We start from the raw sequence: 17,759 nt of genomic DNA, 5'->3' as shown, positions 1-17,759 counted from the left end.
ATGCCGGGGTTTTTTTATGGATTTTTTATTAAATTCAAACGTTTGCGTTGGATCAGCAAGGTGTAAAGCAATTGTGAGCGCCAACAGCATTCCTATACACTGGGCGGCCGACGAATGGCAGGGAATGTGCACTCGGTTGTTCAAGTTAATCCGTCCGCGCCTGGTGGCGTTTTTTTTCGCGGTCTATTTAGTAGCGTTGTTAGCGATGACACCGCTCAGCTGGCTGCGCCAGTTTTTTGAGCCCGCGCTGCAAAGTGCCGGTATTCGTCTGGAACAAGTGGACGGCAGTCTGTGGTCCGGTTCTGCCCGGCTGCAAGCGCCGCAAGTGCCTGCGCTTCAACTGGGCTGGCACGCTCGACCACTGTCTTTATTCATGCTGCGCCTGCCTTTCGATATTCAGGTATCCAATGCGTCACTTGATGTCACCGGTCGCCTGGACATCAAACTCACCGGCGCCAGTGTGAAATCCCTGAGCGGTTACGTTGATGACACTGCCTTTGCGCCCATTGCCAGCGCCTACGGCGCCGATGTTCAAGGGCGGCTGCGTTTGGACGACGTTGCACTGTCGGCTGGTTGGCGCGGTGCCTTGGGTGAATTGGGCGGAAGCCTGAGCTGGTCCGGTGGTCCGGTCAGCGTGCCGTTTGGCAGTCAGGTTCAAACCTTCCAGATTCCACAAATGCAGGGTCAGTTGAATAGTGACGATGCCCGTTGGCAGGCGTTGGTATTGGCGATGGATGAAACCCCTTTGATTGACGCCCAACTGAGCCGTGACGGCGTGGGCAGTTTGAGCGTCAAACGCGCGCTGGCTGAACGGCTGAATCTGGCGATTCCGGCCGGCCGCGATACCTTGTTTGATATCAGTCAGCGGGTGTTTGAATGAACTGGGCACGCTGGCAAAGCCAGGCATTAAAAGCACAACAGTGGCTGGTGTTGATCCTGGTCGCCGTCAGTGCGGTTCTGTGCGCCCGGTTAACCTGGCTCCTTTTGGATGGCCCCGTTCCCGTGGTGGTTCCTCGCATTGAGCCGGCAACGACGGCAGCGGGCAATGCGTCATCCGACCTCGAAGCCCTGGGCCGGGAATTGGCTGAAAAACCGCTGTTTGGAACCTATGTCGCCGAGCAGGAAGCGGTGGTTGCTGCGCCGGTTGATGCACCCGATACACAGCTGCGCCTGGTGTTGCAAGCGGTGGTCGCCCGGGGTAACGAAGGGCAGGGGTTCGCGGTGATTGCCCAGCGTAACGGTCAATCGGACGCTTTCAGCATTGGTGACAATGTGTTTGGTCAGGCCGAACTGGCCGCCGTCTATGGTGACCGGGTGTTGCTCAACCGCAACGGCCGGATGGAAACGCTGCGCTATGAGCGCAGCGAATCCAACAGCACGCTGCAACCGCTGGACCGTAATGAAAGTGGCACGGCACAATTGCAAAGCGCCAACGTCAATCAGGTCGCCAGCCAGAGCGCCGCGGTGCAACAGCAGGTCGAGCAGATGGTCAGTTACGTGCGCGAGCGCGCCGCGTCCGACCCGCAAGGGCTATTGAATGAAGTCGGTCTGGAAGCGTCGGAAAATGGTTACCGGGTAACGCGCCGGGCGCGGCAGCTGCAAATGGCGGGTCTGCGCCCAGGCGATGTTGTTACCGCCGTTAACGACAATCCGGTGGGTAATCTGGCGCAGGATCAGGCCTTGTTAAATCAGATTTTGCAAAGCGGTGGTGAATTAAAAATTGCCATCCAGCGCGGTTCGCGCACCTTCACCATTTATCAATCCATCCCCACTTTCTGAGCAGAGTTGGCACGATGACACAGGGACTTTTCAATCATTATTCAGGGTTACGCTGGCTCGGCATTGTCTTGCTGCTGGCGCTATTGTGTCGGCCGACATTCGCCGAAGAACCCACCTTCCAATTGAACATGCAGGATGCGGACATTCGCGATGTCATCGATATGGTGGCGCGGGTAACTGGTGAAAGTTTCATCGTTGATCCGCGTGTGCGCGGCCAGGTGACGGTTATTTCCGATCGTGAATTAACCGCCGAAGCGATTTACGAAATTTTCCTGGCAACGATCGAGGTCTACGGTTTTTCAGCGGTGGAAACCGACAACGCCATCAAGATTATTGCCCAGGCCGACGTCAAAGCCTCGGGCTTACCGGTCGACAGTAACGGTGAAATTGAGGGCGAGCGCATCATCACCCGCGTCTTCCCGATTCAAAACACCTCTGCGATGGAACTGGTGCCGATTCTGCGCCCGTTGGTCGCCAGCTACGGCCATCTGGCCGGTGTGAACACCGCCAATGCGTTGATCATCAGTGACCGTGCCACCAACATCGAACGTGTTGCCGAAATCGTTGAATTGCTCGATAAAGCCGGCAGCGAAGAAATTGAAGTGGTGGCGTTGCAATACGCCTGGGTTGGCAACGTTATTCAACTGCTGGAACGCATTTCACCAACGCCGGTTACCGCGGGCGATCAGAACGGCACGCGCGCCGGCAGCCGGGGCGTGCATCTGGTTGGCGATGAACGCTCCAATCGCATCATCATTCGCGGCGAAGACGACGCCCGGGCACAAATCATCAATTTGATCCGTGAGCTGGATATTCCAGCGCCGGAGAATTCCTCGTCCAAAGTCATCTTCCTGAACAACGCCGACGCCGCCCGTATGGCGGAATTACTGACCGGTTTGGCCGGTTCAGTACAGCAAGATCAAAACCAGGGTGGTCAGGCGCCACCGTCGAGTTCAATCAGCATTCTGCCGGACGAGCAGTTGAACGCGCTGGTCGTACGCGCTGAACCCTCGGTGATGAACGAAATCGAAAGCATCATCCGGCAGTTGGACGTGCGGCGGAAACAGGTGTTGATCGAAGCGGCTATTGTTGAAGTCAGTGGCGATGTCAGCGACGCCTTGGGTGTGCAGTGGGCAACCAACCCCGATAAGGTTGGTGACGGCGTGCCGTTTGCGGCCTCCAATTTCAACGAGTCCGGTGCGCCGCTGTCAGACATCGTTTCAGCGGCGGCAACCAGCAACGTCAGTGCGTTGCCCAATGGTGCCTTTCTCGGACTGGTTGATCCTGGCAGCTCTCCAAACTTCGGCGCCATCATCCAGGCTATTGAATCGCAGTCGAACACCAACGTTCTGTCCACACCGAGCGTGATGACGCTGGACAACAGCGAAGCCTTTATCACCGTCGGTAGTTCAGTGCCGTTTAAAACCGGCGGTAACGGTACTGACGACAATCCCTTTGTGATCGAGCGTCAGGACGTCGGCACCACGCTGACAGTAATTCCGCACGTGCAACAAGACGGGCTGGTGCGGATGGAAGTCGACCAGGTGGTGGAATCCATTTCGGCCAACAACGACTTTGGCGCCGTCGATATCGTCACCAACAAACGCCAGGTGCAGACCGAAGTGCTGGTCAATAACGGCAGCACCATCGTGTTGGGCGGCCTGATTGACGACACCCTGATCGAACGCGAAAGCCGTGTACCCTTACTCGGCCGAATCCCGATTCTCGGCGTGCTGTTCCGCTCCACCTCAACCGAACGGCAGAAGACCAACCTGTTGGTCGTGCTGCGCCCAACGGTGGTGGAAGGCAACGGTGACGACCTGCGCGATCGTCGCTTGAGCGGCATCTGGGACATCCGCATCCAGACGCTGGACAGCTTCGACGACTCGATCCTGGCCCCAACGGTGGACGATTTATTCGAAGGCCGCCTGGACGGCGGACGCGCTGAGGAGTAGGTCGTATTTAAAAGTTTACGAAGTATGCGGATTGTCAAAACCCGGTCATAAGGATCGAAGGCTTTACAGTCAGCGCGGAAATCGTAAGATACGCACCGTTTTGACTCTCTTGCATTTAGTTGCATTGCTGCCCGAGCCGTTTGGTTCGGGCTTTTTTTTTGTCTAGTGCCCCCGCCTTTCTGCACACTGGCATCGGTTTGATGAGTGACGCCTATATAAAAGTTTCCAATTTCGGAAAGTAATTGTTGACGGCCGACTTGGCGTCGAATAGTTTCTTGATTTGGAAACTATGTATGGATTGGCGTATGTCCCTGAAACTCTATTCACACCCCTTAGCGTCTTATTGTCACAAGGTATTGATTGCCTTGTATGAGGCCGGAACGGAGTTTGAGCCGTTGCTGGTGGATCTTTCCGATCCCGGTGAACACAGTCGTTATCTGGATGTGTGGCCGGTGGGAAAAATGCCGGTATTACGTGATGAAGATCGGAACGAAACGATTCCGGAGTCTTCAATTATTATTGAGTATTTGCAGCAACATTATCTCGGCGCTCAGTTGTTACCTATCGATCCAGCAACTTGCTTGCAAGCCCGGTTGTGGGATCGCTTTTTCGATCTGTATGTTCATGAACCCATGCAGAAAATTGTCTTCGACAGCTTTCGTGCCGATGACGACAAAGACCATGTCGGTGTCTTGGCTGCGCAGCAGCGCCTTGAAGCAGCCTATGAGATGGTGGAAAAACAACTCTCTGGCAAGGCGTGGATGGTAGGAGAGCATTTCAGCATTGCGGATTGTTCGGCCGCACCAGCACTCTTTTTTGCCAGCATTCTTGTGCCATTCAAGTTCGATCAATTGGCATTGCGTGACTATTTTGAACGGCTGGTTGAGCGATCGTCTTTTCGTCGTGTTCTGGTTGAAGCACAACCGTACTTCGAAAACTTTCCATTCCACGACAAAATTCCACAACCGTTTTTAACGATGACTTTGTGATAACCCATGCCTGATAGAACCGACCACGCCCAACTTGATGCCGTGTTCCATGCGTTATCAGACGCCCGACGTCGAGACATGATTGCTCGTCTTGCCCGTGACTCGATGTCCGTTAAAGAGTTGGCCGAGCCACTTGGCATGGGCCTGCCTTCCGCGGTCAAACATCTTGCGTTACTCGAATCCGGAGGGCTTGTTGTGTCGCAGAAAGTAGGCCGGGTCAGGACCTACAGTTTGAAGCCAATAGCGTTTAATCGAATACGCCGTTGGATTGAGCAACGTGAAACCGAATTAAGCGCAGCCTTTGACAGACTCGATAAAGCCATCGCTGATTTTCCGGAGGATTTGAACGAATGAGTCAAGCCGTCGAACATACTGTATTTACTCTGGAGCGGTGGCTAGCGACATCGCCGCGCCATGCCTTCCGTTTTTGGTCCGACGCTAATCTGAAAGCCCGTTGGAATGAATGCCATCCCGACTGGACGGTTATTGAAGACAGCCACGATTTTAAAGTTGGTGGCGAAGAGCGCAAACGTTGGCAAACCATTGATGGTCAGGAACAAACTTTCACCGCGCACTATTTAGATATCGTTCCTGAGCAGCGGATTATTTATGCCTATGAGATGAGTTTTGCTGGTAAACGCCTGTCGGCATCGCTGGTCACAATCACCCTGACGCCTAAGGAAAATGAAACTCGAATGATCTACACAGAGCAGGTTGTGCTTCTTGATTCTGACGATCCAGACGCACGACAACATCGGGTTCATGGAACTGAGCACGGGCTTGATCGGTTGGTTGAGATTGTTGCTGATGAATAAGTGTATTTTATTCGTGCGAGTTTTTTAGGGCTGGCTGAAAGGGTGGTTGTTGCTTAAGGGAGAGCGACGGGTATTGGGCACCGAAGGTTAGTGAAAAATTGAAAATGGATGATCTGAGTAAGAGTGAAAGTTCGGTTTGGGATGGGCTTGCGTGCTTTGCACGCAACCTGGCGTTGCCAGGCGCATTCGCGGCCCTGAACGTTTGCGAGGTTGAATAAAAAACGGGACCCGAGGGTCCCGTTTTTTATTCAATTTGGCGGAGAGTGAGGGATTCGAACCCCCGGTAGGCGCAAACCTACGGCTGATTTCAAGTCAGCTGCATTCAACCGAGCTCTGCCAACTCTCCATAACGCGGCGCAGTTTACCGGACTGGCTTTGGGTGTCAACCGGAATCTTGCTAAGCTGCTGAAATGCAACGGGAAAAGTCGATTGGAGGCGCTATGTACCTACTTGCGGTTTATGTGCCGGCGTCGCACAAAGATAGTTTGATCGATGCCTTGGCCCAGGCTGGGGCCGGGCGCATTGGTGATTACGAGGCCTGTGCCTGGTCGACCTTGGGGCAGGGGCAGTTCCGGCCTTTGGCGGGTGCCCGGCCGCACCTCGGCGTGGTGGGTGAGTTGGAGCACGTCGACGAATACAAAGTTGAGATGGTGTGTGACGACGCTGTGATTCCTGCGGTTTTGGATGCGTTGATCGAGGCGCATCCTTATGAAGAACCAGCGCACCATCTGTTGCCCATTCTCAGTCGCCGGGATTTTATTCCAACTAAGTGAAAGAGGAGGCCGCGGCCCCCCGTTTCAGGCTTCCTGGTATGGCGTCGCTGACGCTTTGTTAAATGGATACACCGGTCAGTTTTTCGCTGATCTGCCAGAGGCGTTCGGCCAGATCCTCTCGGCTTGCCCAGGGACGAACTCCCAGCAATTCCGTGGCGTCTTCCGGTACGGCACGGGCGATGTTGCAGTCTTCGCAGTAGACACCACCCAGACCATTCAACAACGGACTGGTTGCGCACCAGACTGTGGTGGCGGCACCTTGCTCTAGCGTCTTCTTGTTGTTTTCCGGATCGATTATCGGCTTTCCGTCGGCGTCGCGATAACCGGATGCAATGCTGGCTTCGACCGGCATGTCGCGCGTGAAGCCGGACTCTACGATGCCACCGGGGTGCAGTGCAAAGCTGCGTATGCCGACTGGCTTGCCCAAGCGGTCGAGCCAGACGGAGAACAAGGCATTGGCGGTTTTCGATTGGCCGTAGGCGGCCATAGGATCGTAGTCTTTGTGGTCAAAATGCAGGTCGTCGAAATCGATGGCGCTGGCGGCGTGACCACAGGATGAAACGGTTACCACACGGGCCTGACCGCGTACCAGGGCCGGCCAGAGTTGTGCCGTCAGTTGGAAATGACCGAGGTGGTTGGTGGCAAACTGAGCTTCATAGCCACGTGCGTCGTGTTGCAGGGTAAGGCCGATGTAGCCCGCGTTGTTGATCAGTAAATGAATGGCCGGGTGTTCGGCGAGAACACGTTCGACAAACGCCTGAATGGACGTCGGGTCGATCAGATCCAGCGGCGTAACCTGGACCCGGGGCAAGCCGTGCAACGCCTGTTGGGCTTTGTCGACATTGCGGGCCGGTACAATCACTGTCGCGCCGGCTTCGGCAAGGGCTTTACTGGTTTCGAGTCCGATGCCCGAATAGCCGCCAGTGACAATGGCGACTTTTCCGGACAGATCGATGCCTTTGATTACCTCTTGCGCGGTGCTTGCCGGGCCGAACGGTGAGTCCAGGGGCGCTTGCAGATTGTTCATGACGCTTCCTCATCAGGATGAATGGTGGCGTCAGCATAATTCGCAGTGTATGGACGCAGAATAATTGAAAGTCCGAATTGCATTATTTATAGTCCGAAAGTGCAGACAGATCCGCTTTCCGACATCCTCGCCGCATTCGATACCCGGGCATCCGTATCCGGCGGCATCCGCGCTGGCGGTGACTGGTCAATTCGGTTTCCACCGCCCGATACCATCAAGTTTGGTGCGGTGTTGTATGGCAACTGTTGGCTGCAACTCGAAGGCCAGGCGGAGCCGGTGCCGCTGAGCAGCGGTGATGTTTTTGTCGTCAACGGTCGCTTCGCAATCCGGCTCTATACCGATGTGACCATCGACCCGGTTGAAGCGACGGATGCCTTTGCCAATGAGACAGGCACCACCGCAACCCTTGGCCAGGGCGACCAGTTCCATCTGCTGGGTGGGCATTTGGCGCTCGATCCGGTTGGCACAGCGCTGCTCACCGATGTGTTACCACCTTTGATCCGTGTGGCTGCAGAATCCGACCAGGCTGCCAACCTGCTTGGGTTGCTGGAGCGATTGGTTACGGAAATGGCATCGGCACGGCCGGGTTCCGCCGCCATTTCACAACCGTTGGCGCACCTGTTGTTCGTGCATGTTCTGCGCGATCACATCGAGTCCGGAACCATCGCAAGAGGGTGGTTGAAAGCCTTGGGTGATCGGCGCATTGCGCCGGCTATTGGTTTGATGCATGCGCAACCAGCCAGGAATTGGCATTTGGCCGAACTGGCCGAAGCGGTGGGTATGTCGCGCAGCAACTTTGCTGAACGATTCAAGGCGGTATCGGGGATGTCGCCGTTGTCCTATCTGCGTTTCTGGCGCATGCGTTTGGCGGAGAATGCGTTGCAGAGCGGTGCACGGTCGTTGGCGTCGCTCTCAGCCTCGCTGGGCTATGCGTCTGAAAGTGCTTTTAGCACGGCATTCAAGCAGGCAATGGGGGTGTCGCCGGCACAGTATCGCGCCAGGGCGCACACTGATGTGGACATGCTGCCTTCCTGATCAGGAATGGCGGACATAAAAAAGGAGGCGGTTGCCTCCTTTTTTGGGTTTATAAAAGTTAGCCATCAATGGCGTTAAAAATGGTGTCGCGAATGTCTTCGACGCCGCCAACGCCCGGCACGTAGATGTAACGTGGTGCGTTTTCGGGTTCTTTCTCGGCCAGTTCTTTGTAATAGCCAACCAGCGGTTTGGTCTGGGAGTGGTACACCTCCAGGCGCTTGGCGACGGTTTCTTCTTTGTCGTCGTCACGCTGGATCAGCGCTTCGCCGGTTTCGTCGTCTTTGCCAGCAACTTTGGGCGGGTTGTTGTCGACGTGATACACCCGGCCAGAGGCTTCGTGTACGCGGCGGCCACTCAGACGCTTGATGATTTCTTCATCGGCGACGTCGATGTCGACCACGCAATCAATAAAGACGCCTTCGTTTTTCAGCGCTTCAGCTTGCGGAATGGTGCGCGGGAAGCCGTCGAACAGGCAGCCATTGGCGCAGTCCGGTTGGGCGATGCGTTCTTTGATCAACGCGATGATGGTTTCGTCGGAGACCAGTCCGCCGGAGGCCATCACTTCTTTCACTTTCAGACCCAGCGGGCTACCCGCTTTAACGGCGGCGCGTAGCATGTCGCCCGTGGAAATCTGTGGGATATCGTACTTCTCGGTAATGTATTGGGCTTGGGTACCCTTACCGGCACCGGGCGCGCCCAGCAGAATAATGCGCATTGACGAAAAGCTCCTCAGTTCTGTGATATTCAAAGGTTAAAAATCTTGGCGGGCCGGCCAGAACAATCGTGGGCTCGGGCCTGATGATGTGGGGTTGGCCGACCCGTGGTATGGGCCGGCCGGGAATCTTAGGCGTGCGGCGTTTGCTGTTGTCCTTTTAGCCGCCAGGCCACTCAAGGAGCCTGTTTTTGCCAGCCGCTAAGATACCTGCCCGTCGGACTAAGCTCAACCCGAACCGGGCATCGACACCATCCGACTTCCGTCGAATGGTGTCGAAAGCGCCGCCAAATTAGCCGGTATTGCGCATACCGGCGGCGATGCCGGCCATGGTTACTTTCAGGGCGCGTTCCAGTTGTGCATCGAAGTTACCGGCTTTGCGTTCGCGCTTGAGCAATTCCGCCTGCAGGTAGTTCAACGGGTCGGTGTAGGGGTTGCGTACCTGAATCGATTGCGCCAGCAACGGATCGCCCGCCAGCAATTCTTTCTGGCGTTTGATGCGGTTCATCAACTCTTCACTGACGCGCAAATCGTCACGCAGTTGTTCGCCCAGGCTGTGCAGATCTTCCGGCACCAACTGTTTCTCGTAGTAGGCAGCGATGGAGCGGTCGGCTTTGCCCAATACCATTTCCAGCAGGTCGAGGAAGGCACTGAAGAACGGCCAATGATCAACCATGTCCTGCAAGGTATCCGGCGATTGTTCCAGCGCGTATTCCAGCGCCTGGCGGGCACCCAACCAGGACGGCAGATTCAACCGCACCTGCATCCAGGCAAACACCCAGGGAATGGCGCGCAGGCTTTCTACGCCGCCGGTCGCCTTGCGTTTGGCCGGGCGGCTGCCGAGTGCCAGCAGGCCGAGTTCCTGTTCCGGCGTCAGGCTGCGGAAATAGGGCACAAAGCGATCATCGTGGCGCACGGTGTTGCGGTACGCGCCCAGACTCGCTTGCGACATTTGCTCGAGCAATTCGCGCCATTCTTCTTTGGGCGCGGCGTTGGGTTCCAGAGTGGCGCGTAAGGTTGCCGCCACGTAGATACCCAGACTGCGCACGGCGACGCGCGGCAAGCCGAATTTGTAGCGAATCATTTCGCCCTGTTCGGTGACGCGAATGGCGCCCTGAACCGAACCCGGCGGTTGCGATGCCATGGCTTTTTCCACCGGGCCGCCACCGCGACCGACGGTGCCACCGCGACCATGGAACAGCATCAGATGAATGTTGTTTGATTTAGCCAACGCGACCAGTTTTTCCTGCGCTTTGTATTGCGCCCAGGTGGCGGTCAGCTTGCCGGCGTCTTTGGCGGAATCGGAGTAGCCAATCATCACCGTCTGGCGTTCCTGGCAATACTGGCGATAGGCCGGCATGGACCAGAGCTGTTCCATGACATCGAAGCTGCGGTCGAGATCGTCCAGCGTCTCGAACAGCGGCACGATGGGCACGTTCCAGTTCAGGCCGCTTTCTTTCAGGATCAAGGCCACAGCCAAGACATCCGACGGCTGGCGCGCCATGGAAATGATGTAGCTCGACAGCGTTTCCGGTGGCTCTTCCGCCAGAATGCGGGCGGTGTCGAGCACTTCCTGGGTGTCGGCGCTGGGCTGCCAGTTACGCGGCAACAACGGCCGTTTGCTGGCCAGTTGTTCCAGCAAAAACGCCTGGCGTTGCGCTTCGTACCAGTCGCCGTATTCGCCCAATTCGAGGTAACGGGTAATTTCATCGAGCGCCTGAACATGACGATCGCTGTCCTGACGGATGTCGAGCGGCACCAGGTTGATGCCGAAGCAATGCACGCGGCGGATGCAATCGAGCAGACTGCCGCGGGCGATGCGTTTCATGCCGCTGTCGACCAGGGAGCGGTAACACAACATCAATGGTTCGAGCAGGTCGTTGCGGCTGGTGATGACGTCTTCCGGCGGGTTGGCGTTGGCGCCGTTGACGCAGGCATCGGCCCACTCGCGAGTGCGTTCGAGCCGATTGCGCAGGCTGTGCAACACGGCGCGATAAGGCGTGCGTTTCTCGTCGGTTTGGGCGAGTAATTCGGCCGAGGCATCGCTCATGCTGAGGTCGCCGGCCAACTCGTGGATGTCTTTCAGATACAGATCGGCGGCCATCCAGCGACCCAGCAAAATCACTTCACGGGTGACGGTGTGTGTGACGTTCGGATTGCCATCGCGGTCGCCGCCCATCCAGGAATAGAAGTGGAAAGGCGAGGCATCGACTGGCAGGCCTTGTCCCAAACGATGACGGGCAATGCGGTCCAGTTCGCGCATGAATTGCGGCACTGCTTGCCACAAGGAGTTTTCGATGACGGCGAAGCCCCATTTGGCTTCATCGACGGCGGTCGGTCGTTCGTCGCGGATTTCGTTGGTGTGCCAGATTTCATCGACGGTGCGTTTCAGGCCCGACTGCAATTCGTTGCGTTCGTGCGGCAGTAAATCGGTGCGTTTGAGTTCGGCCAGCGCCTGAGCGATGCGTTCGTATTTGCGGATCAGCGTGCGGCGGGTGACTTCGGTTGGGTGCGCGGTCAGTACGAGTTCGATGTTGAGTTGTTGCAGCGCCGTAGCGACGTCGTCTTTGCCCAGGGTATCGACCAGCTGTTCGAGCGTCGCTTCCAGATTGTTTTTATGTTCGGCTTCGGCGCTGGAGAAATATTGTTCGTCGGCGATGTTGGCGAGATTCAGAAACTGACTGAAGGCGCGCACGATCGGTAGGATATCGTCGTCTTCCAGATGCGCCAGTTCGTCGATCAAAGGTTGCGGATCGCCGTCTTCAGACGCGTTGACGGCTTTGCCCAGGCGGCGGATGTCTTCGACCTTGCGAAACAGTTCCGGGCCTTGGTTTTCAAGCAGGGTATCGCCCAGCAGTTCGCCCAACATTCGAACGTTGTCGCGAAGGGTTTCGGGGATGACTGTCATGGTTGTGCGTACTCCCTCTGGATGCGTATGCGGCGACCGCGTACCAGCTTAACCGGACTGCGGCCCATGTGCCGTGCGCCATTGGTCTGCTCAGCGCAGAAGCGGCGCGTTATAATGGTTGTCGGTGCCCGGCGTGTGCGCAAGGCCAAGACCATATTGTGGTTAAATTACAAAATTTCTGCCACCCATCTGTGAAATGCGCTCATTTATGCGTATTTTTCGCCTCAAAGTGAAAGGTTCCTACATGACAGTCTTCCAATCGGTGAATCCCGCCACAGGTGAGTTGCTGGGGCAATGGCCGGTTTGGGAAGACAGTGAACTGCTCGCCGTGGTTGATCAGCAAGCGCAAGACTGGCCGACCTTTGCGGCAATGCCAGTGTCGCAACGCCTGCAATGGCTGGCGGTGTTGTGCGATCGATTGACCGCCGAGCGCCATACGATGGCGCTGAGCATTACGCGGGAAATGGGTAAACCTTTGGCGCAGGCCATCGCCGAAGTTGATAAGACGCGGGTGTTGATTGAATACCTCTGTGCGCAGGTGCCCAAATCTTTTGAACCGATTGAGGTCTCTGCTGGCGTGCGGCGACGCCAAACCTCGTTGGGTGGCGTGTTGGGCATCATGCCGTGGAACTATCCGTTGTGGCAGTCGGCGCGGTTTGCGTTACCGGCCTTAGCAGTGGGCAACAGTGTGACGTTGAAGCCGGCGCCTAACGTCTGGCAATCGAGTGCTTTGCTGGCGCAGTGGCTGGTCGAAGCGGGTTTTCCCCAATCGGCGTTTCGACTGGTGCGTGTCGGGGTCGAGCAATTGCCACTGTTGTACGATCACCCGCATTTGCAGCAGGTGCATTTCACTGGCAGCCGTGACGTCGGCCGGCGCATCGCGGCCGCTTGCGGGGAGCGCCTGAAGCCCACGACGTTGGAGTTGGGCGGCAATGATGCCTGGCTGCTGACCGAACAGGGCGATGTGAGCGCTTTCGTTTCCGCAGCTTTGCAGTCACGCCTGAATAACAGCGGCCAGAGTTGTTTGTGTGCTAAACGCTGGCTGGTGCCGCGGTCCATGTTGGGCGAGGTATTAGCATGGCTGCGCGCGGGTTTGGCGTCCTATCTGCCGATGTCTCCAGAGCAACCGCAAGCGCAATTGGGACCGCTGGCGCGTCACGATTTGCGCGATCAGTTGCTGCTTCAATGGCAGCAACTGACCCGCGAAGCCCAACAACGCAGCACCGACCCTCAGGTGGATGGTTTGTTCGTATCGCCAGCCTGGGCGGTGGTTGATGATCCGTTAACCAGTCGAATCTGGCCGGAGGAGGTGTTTGGTCCGGTCATTCAATTGGCGGCGTACGAATCACTCGACCAAGCGGTCGCCTGGGCCAATCACAGCGCCTATGGGCTGGGCGGTTCCGTTTGGGACAGCGATTTGAATCGCGCCTCGGAAATTGGCTTGCGCTTGAACACGGCCAACGTGGCGATTAACCGACCGATGCGTAGCCGGATCGACGTCAGTTTTGGCGGACGAGGGGCGTCCGGTTGGGGGCTGGAGCTTGGTCCTGAAGGGTTGACGGCCTTGATGCGGGGTCAGGTGCAGCACTATCACAGTTGAAATTTATTCACCCATAGCGTGAAAAAGCATCGTTTGTGAGCCGGGTACTCACGGCCTAATCTTGCCGCTGTCCGATTGGCCAACCCAGAGGGGACAGCGCTATGGATACTAAACCTTCAGAAGCTATACCTTCAGAAACCAAGATGTTGAACAGCCAGCAGTCGCTGCAAGACGCCGGCATTGTTTTGGACGCCTGGGGCAACATCGACGTGGCCTATTACGAAGCCAAGGCCGTTGATATGCGCAGCGAGTATTTGACGCAGTTGTTTGCATCCTGGCGTCACCGCCTGGCGCACAGCGTTCGCGCCTGGTTCAGTACGCCGGTAACGCGCAACGTCTAACGAATTTCAGGGATTGCGATGGTAGAGCTTGCCGCGCAGTTCCGAGCCAGAATTTGAGTACAGCTAGGGCTCTGTCATGGAGCATTTTTGACCGGGTAGGGAAGCTTGCCCGGTTTTTTTATGCCCAGCGTTTATCAGTGGCGGGTGTCAGCGGGGTTCGATGGCACCGGTGAGCACGGCCGGTACTTCCTGGTCACGCACGGCCAGAAAATGTTCCAGCGTGGCGGTGACGGTACGAAAGGCGATTTGATCCCAGGGCAGGGCATCGATTTCAAACAGTTCAACGGCGCTGCTTTCCGGCGTCACGTCGTAGTGAAAATCCGGCATGTCGACCCGATAGAAAATATGCACCTGATCAAATTCCGGCAGGCTGATCATCGACAGTAACACCGGGTTATGAGCTTTCACCTGGGCCTCTTCCAGCGTTTCACGCAATGCACCCGCCACCACTGTTTCACCGTTTTCCATAAAGCCGGCGGGCAATGTCCAATAGCCCAGTCGCGGTTCAATGGCCCGGCGGCACAGCAAAATCCGATCATCGGGGGCAACCGGTAAGGTGCCGGTGATCAGACGAGGGTTTTGATAATGGATGCTGCCGCAGTGATCGCACAGATAGCGGGGACGGTTGTCCATATCAGGAATGGCGAAGCGCACCGGTTGGCCGCAGTGACTGCAAAAATTCATCGACTTGAAGAGGCCTTGAAGGGGCAGTGGCTGGATGGACCAGCCTATCAGGAGTCGTCGGTTTCGTCTTCCCAAGAACGCGGTCGCAGCGGGATAACTTTGGCCGGCCGGCTGGGGGTGACCGGAGGAACGGCTGTGAGTGTGGAGAAGTCATTGAGGCTGTCGCACAGATCGGTTACCCGTTCGTGCATCATCTGCGACATGCGCATGCAGCTCTGTACCGGGTTCTTGGCTTTGCGACGTTCCATATCGATGGTGAACTGCAAGCCCTGTAGGCGTTGGCGCTGATTGTCCGGTGCCTGGTCGATGAAGTCCCGGATCAACGAACTGCGCAGATGTTCCAGACCATCGGGGTCCCGATTGGCCAGTTCCATCAAGGTGTCAAAATTGGGTAGTTCTTTTCGGAGTTCCGCCATCAGCGTCTTCCTCACCCACTTCCTTGGGGTTGTTCGGGCAGCATTTGCATACTGCGATCAAGTCATGCGGCTGGAATCCCTTTTTCCCTTTTCCGGCCGCTGGTAAAGCTAGCATTGAAACTCGATTTTGGGTACCCGTACGGCCATCTCTATCATCGTTAAAGTGACGTATTGCGCATCGGAGCGGTGGTCGATGTAACCTCGGCAAACCGCGCTGCGGTGTTGGCAGCCGAGCCAGCGCGACAAAAATATGAGATGCTTTGAACATGAATGCCTTCACTGCCCAGCAACGTCGGTTTATCGACCCCTTGCGCAACCACAGCCCCCGCTATCTGACCTTACCGTCGCCGAAAGCCGGCGTGCTGGTGCCGTTGGTGTACCAGGATGAACCCGGTGTATTGCTGACAGTCCGGGCGGCACACCTGAACAGCCACCCGGGTGACGTGGCTTTCCCGGGCGGTATGTGGGAAGCCGAAGACGCCGATTTGGCGCAAACGGCACTGCGCGAGACGCACGAAGAGCTCAATTTGCCGCCGTCGCGCATTCAATTAATCGGGTCCTTGTCGACCGGCCTTTCCAAGTCTGGCGTCCAGGTGTTTCCTTACGTTGGCTGGGTTGAACACTTGCAGGACTGCCGGCCAAGCCCGGACGAAATCGCCGATTGGTTTGTTGTGCCCTGGTCGTTTTTCGCCGACACCTCGCCCGAATTGAAGCCGGTGCAGCGGCACGGCATCGAGTTTCAGATTCCGCACTATCATTATCAGAATCGTCACATCTGGGGGCTGACTGCCATGATATTGCTGGAGTTGATCAATCTGGTGGAAGGTACCGCCTGGCCGCTGCCGGCATTCCCGATGGACGAAGACGACCGCGCCTCATGAGTTTTGCCGACCGCCTGCGGGTCTTGATTGGCGCCGATTCGGTCAGTGCTTTTGCGCGCCGGGTGGAACTGGGCGAAAGCCTGATTCGTAAATATCTCAAAGGCTCCGAACCGACGCTGTCCCGCGCCCAGCAAATTGCCGAACTGACCGGCTGTTCGCTGGAATGGCTCGCCAGCGGTCGCGGTTCGCCCGATAACCCAACCGACGCCATCGATCTGGTGGCGATGAAAGCCGCCATCCGCATCATGCGCCAGGAAGCCGGATTGGAAGAGGAAGAGGCGCCGGAAGACGACGGCCTGATTCGAACCGTCGCCGTTTATCAATACTTGCGCGCCAATCGTTTACGCAATGGCGAGCCGGACATGCAATTGGGCCGGGCGTTTGCGCGTTTTCTGCGCAATGAAGAACACCTCAAGGCCTTTCGCAACGAGCGGGTGCGTTAAGCCAGGCAATGCTCAACGCGTCCGGACCGCACTGACGAACACCCTCGGCATCCATCTCACTTAACCAGCACAATCCTCCGGCCTGACTTCGCTGAAGACAGGCGTCTTGAAATCCCGGCGCTTGTTGCAGTTGCGATGGGTTTCCGGCGTAACTCAGGTTTATGTGTGCCCCGGCAGGAATGTGTTGATCGGCATAGTGCAGAAAGGCATCAAGCGGTGTCGATCCAGAGCCGAGACGGCGCGATCGGCCATTTTCCACACTCAATAGCGCTGGCATCGAACGCCACCGTTGTCGCCAGGGCAGCGCTCGTAACCAATTCGATTCTGAATTGACTGCCAGGACTGCGTGTATGGACTGTTCGACCGCGCGCTGCTGCGCCCAAAATGAGTCGATGGATTGACCGTCCGCTAGGCGTTGCGCCAGTTGCGCTGCAATCAATCCCAGGTGAGCAGAGCGCGCTTCGCTGGCGATAAAACGGATGCGGAACGGTCGCTGCAAGCGGGCCGCCAGGCGAAGTTCGGCAAATGCAGATTGATGGCACTGCACTGCCACCTGCCAGTCGTTTATGCGCTGTGGCGACGCCAGCACCAGCCAATCGTCGCCGTGATACAGCCAGGCATCTAGCAGGCGCTGTTCAAACAGAGCGGGGTCGTGCAAACGTTCTATGTTCAGTCGCGCCAGCAGGCCATCCGGTAGATGACAGCTGGCGTCGACGATCAGTCTTCCATCCATGGAAAGTGACCTTCAGTCGGGGCAGTCGGGGTTATTCAGCCTTGTCTTTGTACTCGCACAGATCTTCGATCAGGCAGGCACCGCAGCGCGGTTTGCGTGCGGTGCAGGTGTAGCGGCCATGCAAAATCAGCCAGTGGTGAGCGTCCATCAAAAACTCTTCCGGGATCAGCCGCACCAGGCGTTTTTCCACTTCAACCACATTCTTGCCCGGCGCGATGCGGGTACGGTTGGCGACGCGGAAAATGTGCGTATCGACCGCCATCGTCGGCTGGCCGAAGGCGGTGTTCAACACCACATTGGCGGTTTTGCGACCGACGCCGGGCAGGGCTTCCAGCGCTTCGCGCGTTTGCGGCACTTCGCCGTTGTGCAAATCCAGCAACTGGCGGCACAGCTTATGGACGTTCTCAGCTTTGGAATTAAACAAACCGATGGTCTTGATGTACTCCTTCAGTCCATCGACGCCAAGGTCATAAATCGCCTGTGGCGTGTTGGCGACCGGGAACAGCCTGGCAGTGGCTTTGTTCACGCCCTTGTCGGTCGCCTGGGCCGACAGCACAACGGCGACCAGCAATTCAAACGGCGTGCTGTATTCCAGTTCGGTTTTGGGCGATGGATTGGCCGCACGCAGGCGGGTGAAAATCTCGGTGCGTTTGGCTTTGTTCAAAACA

19 protein-coding genes and 1 tRNA gene are annotated in these 17,759 nt (G+C 56.9%); 12 read left to right on the top strand and 8 right to left on the bottom strand.

What is annotated here, in order from left to right:
* Positions 1 to 73: 73 nt before the first annotated feature.
* The 6 genes from gspN to DW349_RS10495 all read left to right on the top strand — a co-directional run bounded on the left by gspN (position 74) and on the right by DW349_RS10495 (position 5,538).
* Positions 74 to 880 (top strand): type II secretion system protein N, encoded by an 807-nt coding sequence (gspN, locus tag DW349_RS10520; RefSeq protein ID WP_157954342.1) that lies wholly within the window; start codon positions 74 to 76, stop codon positions 878 to 880.
* Positions 877 to 1,779 carry a type II secretion system protein N gene (locus DW349_RS10515; protein ID WP_108125575.1) on the top strand — a complete coding sequence of 301 codons (903 nt, stop codon included), beginning with the start codon at positions 877 to 879 and terminating at the stop codon, positions 1,777 to 1,779. The genes gspN and DW349_RS10515 overlap by 4 nt, the downstream gene beginning before the upstream one ends.
* A 14-nt stretch (positions 1,780 to 1,793) precedes the next feature.
* A complete protein-coding gene (gene gspD / locus DW349_RS10510) occupies positions 1,794 to 3,734 on the top strand; it encodes a type II secretion system secretin GspD (RefSeq protein WP_108125574.1) in 1,941 nt (646 codons plus the stop codon).
* A 305-nt stretch (positions 3,735 to 4,039) separates the two neighbouring features.
* Positions 4,040 to 4,723, top strand: a complete 684-nt coding sequence (locus DW349_RS10505; RefSeq protein ID WP_108125666.1) for a glutathione S-transferase family protein — start codon at positions 4,040 to 4,042, stop codon at positions 4,721 to 4,723.
* Positions 4,724 to 4,729: 6 nt separating this feature from the next.
* Complete coding sequence (locus DW349_RS10500; RefSeq protein ID WP_108125573.1) at positions 4,730 to 5,077, top strand: ArsR/SmtB family transcription factor; 348 nt, start codon at positions 4,730 to 4,732, stop codon at positions 5,075 to 5,077.
* A complete protein-coding gene (locus tag DW349_RS10495) occupies positions 5,074 to 5,538 on the top strand; it encodes an SRPBCC family protein (protein WP_108125572.1) in 465 nt (154 codons plus the stop codon). The genes DW349_RS10500 and DW349_RS10495 overlap by 4 nt, the downstream gene beginning before the upstream one ends.
* A gap of 254 nt (positions 5,539 to 5,792) precedes the next feature.
* On the opposite strand, the gene DW349_RS10490 is transcribed toward DW349_RS10495, so the two are convergent.
* Positions 5,793 to 5,884 (bottom strand) — tRNA-Ser (locus DW349_RS10490).
* A 94-nt stretch (positions 5,885 to 5,978) separates the two neighbouring features.
* Between DW349_RS10490 and DW349_RS10485 the strand changes: the two genes are divergently transcribed.
* Complete coding sequence (locus DW349_RS10485; protein WP_108125571.1) at positions 5,979 to 6,311, top strand: YqfO family protein; 333 nt, start codon at positions 5,979 to 5,981, stop codon at positions 6,309 to 6,311.
* A gap of 58 nt (positions 6,312 to 6,369) precedes the next feature.
* On the opposite strand, the gene DW349_RS10480 is transcribed toward DW349_RS10485, so the two are convergent.
* A complete protein-coding gene (locus DW349_RS10480; RefSeq protein ID WP_108125570.1) occupies positions 6,370 to 7,338 on the bottom strand; it encodes an SDR family NAD(P)-dependent oxidoreductase in 969 nt (322 codons plus the stop codon).
* A 99-nt stretch (positions 7,339 to 7,437) separates the two neighbouring features.
* Here DW349_RS10480 and DW349_RS10475 point away from each other — a divergent pair, with 99 nt between their 5' ends.
* Entirely contained in the window at positions 7,438 to 8,373 is a 936-nt protein-coding gene (locus DW349_RS10475) for an AraC family transcriptional regulator (RefSeq protein ID WP_108125569.1), read from the top strand.
* Between the two features lie 58 nt (positions 8,374 to 8,431).
* Here DW349_RS10475 and adk read toward each other — a convergent pair whose 3' ends face one another.
* On the bottom strand, positions 8,432 to 9,088 hold the full coding sequence (gene adk / locus DW349_RS10470) for an adenylate kinase (RefSeq protein ID WP_108125568.1): 657 nt from the start codon (positions 9,086 to 9,088) through the stop codon (positions 8,432 to 8,434).
* 289 nt (positions 9,089 to 9,377) lie between these two features.
* A complete protein-coding gene (gene ppc, locus DW349_RS10465; RefSeq protein WP_108125567.1) occupies positions 9,378 to 11,993 on the bottom strand; it encodes a phosphoenolpyruvate carboxylase in 2,616 nt (871 codons plus the stop codon).
* A 244-nt stretch (positions 11,994 to 12,237) separates the two neighbouring features.
* On the opposite strand from ppc, the gene DW349_RS10460 reads away from it, so the two are divergent.
* Positions 12,238 to 13,593: an aldehyde dehydrogenase family protein gene (locus DW349_RS10460; RefSeq protein ID WP_157954341.1), complete on the top strand. Its 1,356-nt coding sequence runs from the start codon at positions 12,238 to 12,240 to the stop codon at positions 13,591 to 13,593.
* A 143-nt stretch (positions 13,594 to 13,736) separates the two neighbouring features.
* The gene (locus DW349_RS10455; RefSeq protein ID WP_108125565.1) at positions 13,737 to 13,934 is read left to right on the top strand and encodes an RSP_7527 family protein; all 198 of its coding nucleotides are present in this window, start codon (positions 13,737 to 13,739) and stop codon (positions 13,932 to 13,934) included.
* A gap of 147 nt (positions 13,935 to 14,081) precedes the next feature.
* On the opposite strand, the gene DW349_RS10450 is transcribed toward DW349_RS10455, so the two are convergent.
* Both DW349_RS10450 and DW349_RS10445 read right to left on the bottom strand, forming a co-directional pair.
* Positions 14,082 to 14,618: an NUDIX hydrolase gene (locus tag DW349_RS10450; RefSeq protein ID WP_108125564.1), complete on the bottom strand. Its 537-nt coding sequence runs from the start codon at positions 14,616 to 14,618 to the stop codon at positions 14,082 to 14,084.
* 47 nt (positions 14,619 to 14,665) lie between these two features.
* The gene (locus tag DW349_RS10445; protein WP_108125563.1) at positions 14,666 to 15,034 is read right to left on the bottom strand and encodes a DUF3135 domain-containing protein; all 369 of its coding nucleotides are present in this window, start codon (positions 15,032 to 15,034) and stop codon (positions 14,666 to 14,668) included.
* 266 nt (positions 15,035 to 15,300) lie between these two features.
* On the opposite strand from DW349_RS10445, the gene DW349_RS10440 reads away from it, so the two are divergent.
* Complete coding sequence (locus DW349_RS10440; protein ID WP_108125562.1) at positions 15,301 to 15,915, top strand: NUDIX hydrolase; 615 nt, start codon at positions 15,301 to 15,303, stop codon at positions 15,913 to 15,915.
* Complete coding sequence (locus DW349_RS10435; protein WP_108125561.1) at positions 15,912 to 16,358, top strand: helix-turn-helix domain-containing protein; 447 nt, start codon at positions 15,912 to 15,914, stop codon at positions 16,356 to 16,358. Before DW349_RS10440 ends, DW349_RS10435 begins: the two co-directional genes overlap by 4 nt.
* On the opposite strand, the gene DW349_RS10430 is transcribed toward DW349_RS10435, so the two are convergent.
* Both DW349_RS10430 and nth read right to left on the bottom strand, forming a co-directional pair.
* Positions 16,327 to 17,091, bottom strand: coding sequence for a hypothetical protein (locus DW349_RS10430; protein ID WP_108125560.1), 765 nt, complete (start codon positions 17,089 to 17,091; stop codon positions 16,327 to 16,329). The genes DW349_RS10435 and DW349_RS10430 overlap by 32 nt on opposite strands.
* Before the next feature lie 31 nt (positions 17,092 to 17,122).
* Positions 17,123 to 17,755 (bottom strand): endonuclease III, encoded by a 633-nt coding sequence (gene nth / locus DW349_RS10425; protein ID WP_108125559.1) that lies wholly within the window; start codon positions 17,753 to 17,755, stop codon positions 17,123 to 17,125.
* Positions 17,756 to 17,759: the final 4 nt, after the last annotated feature.

Source organism: Saccharospirillum mangrovi, from assembly GCF_003367315.1.
Taxonomy (GTDB): Bacteria; Pseudomonadota; Gammaproteobacteria; order Pseudomonadales; family Natronospirillaceae; genus Saccharospirillum; species Saccharospirillum mangrovi.
The sequence above is the reverse complement of the archived record's forward strand: the minus strand, read 5'-3'. Positions and strand labels throughout refer to the sequence as shown.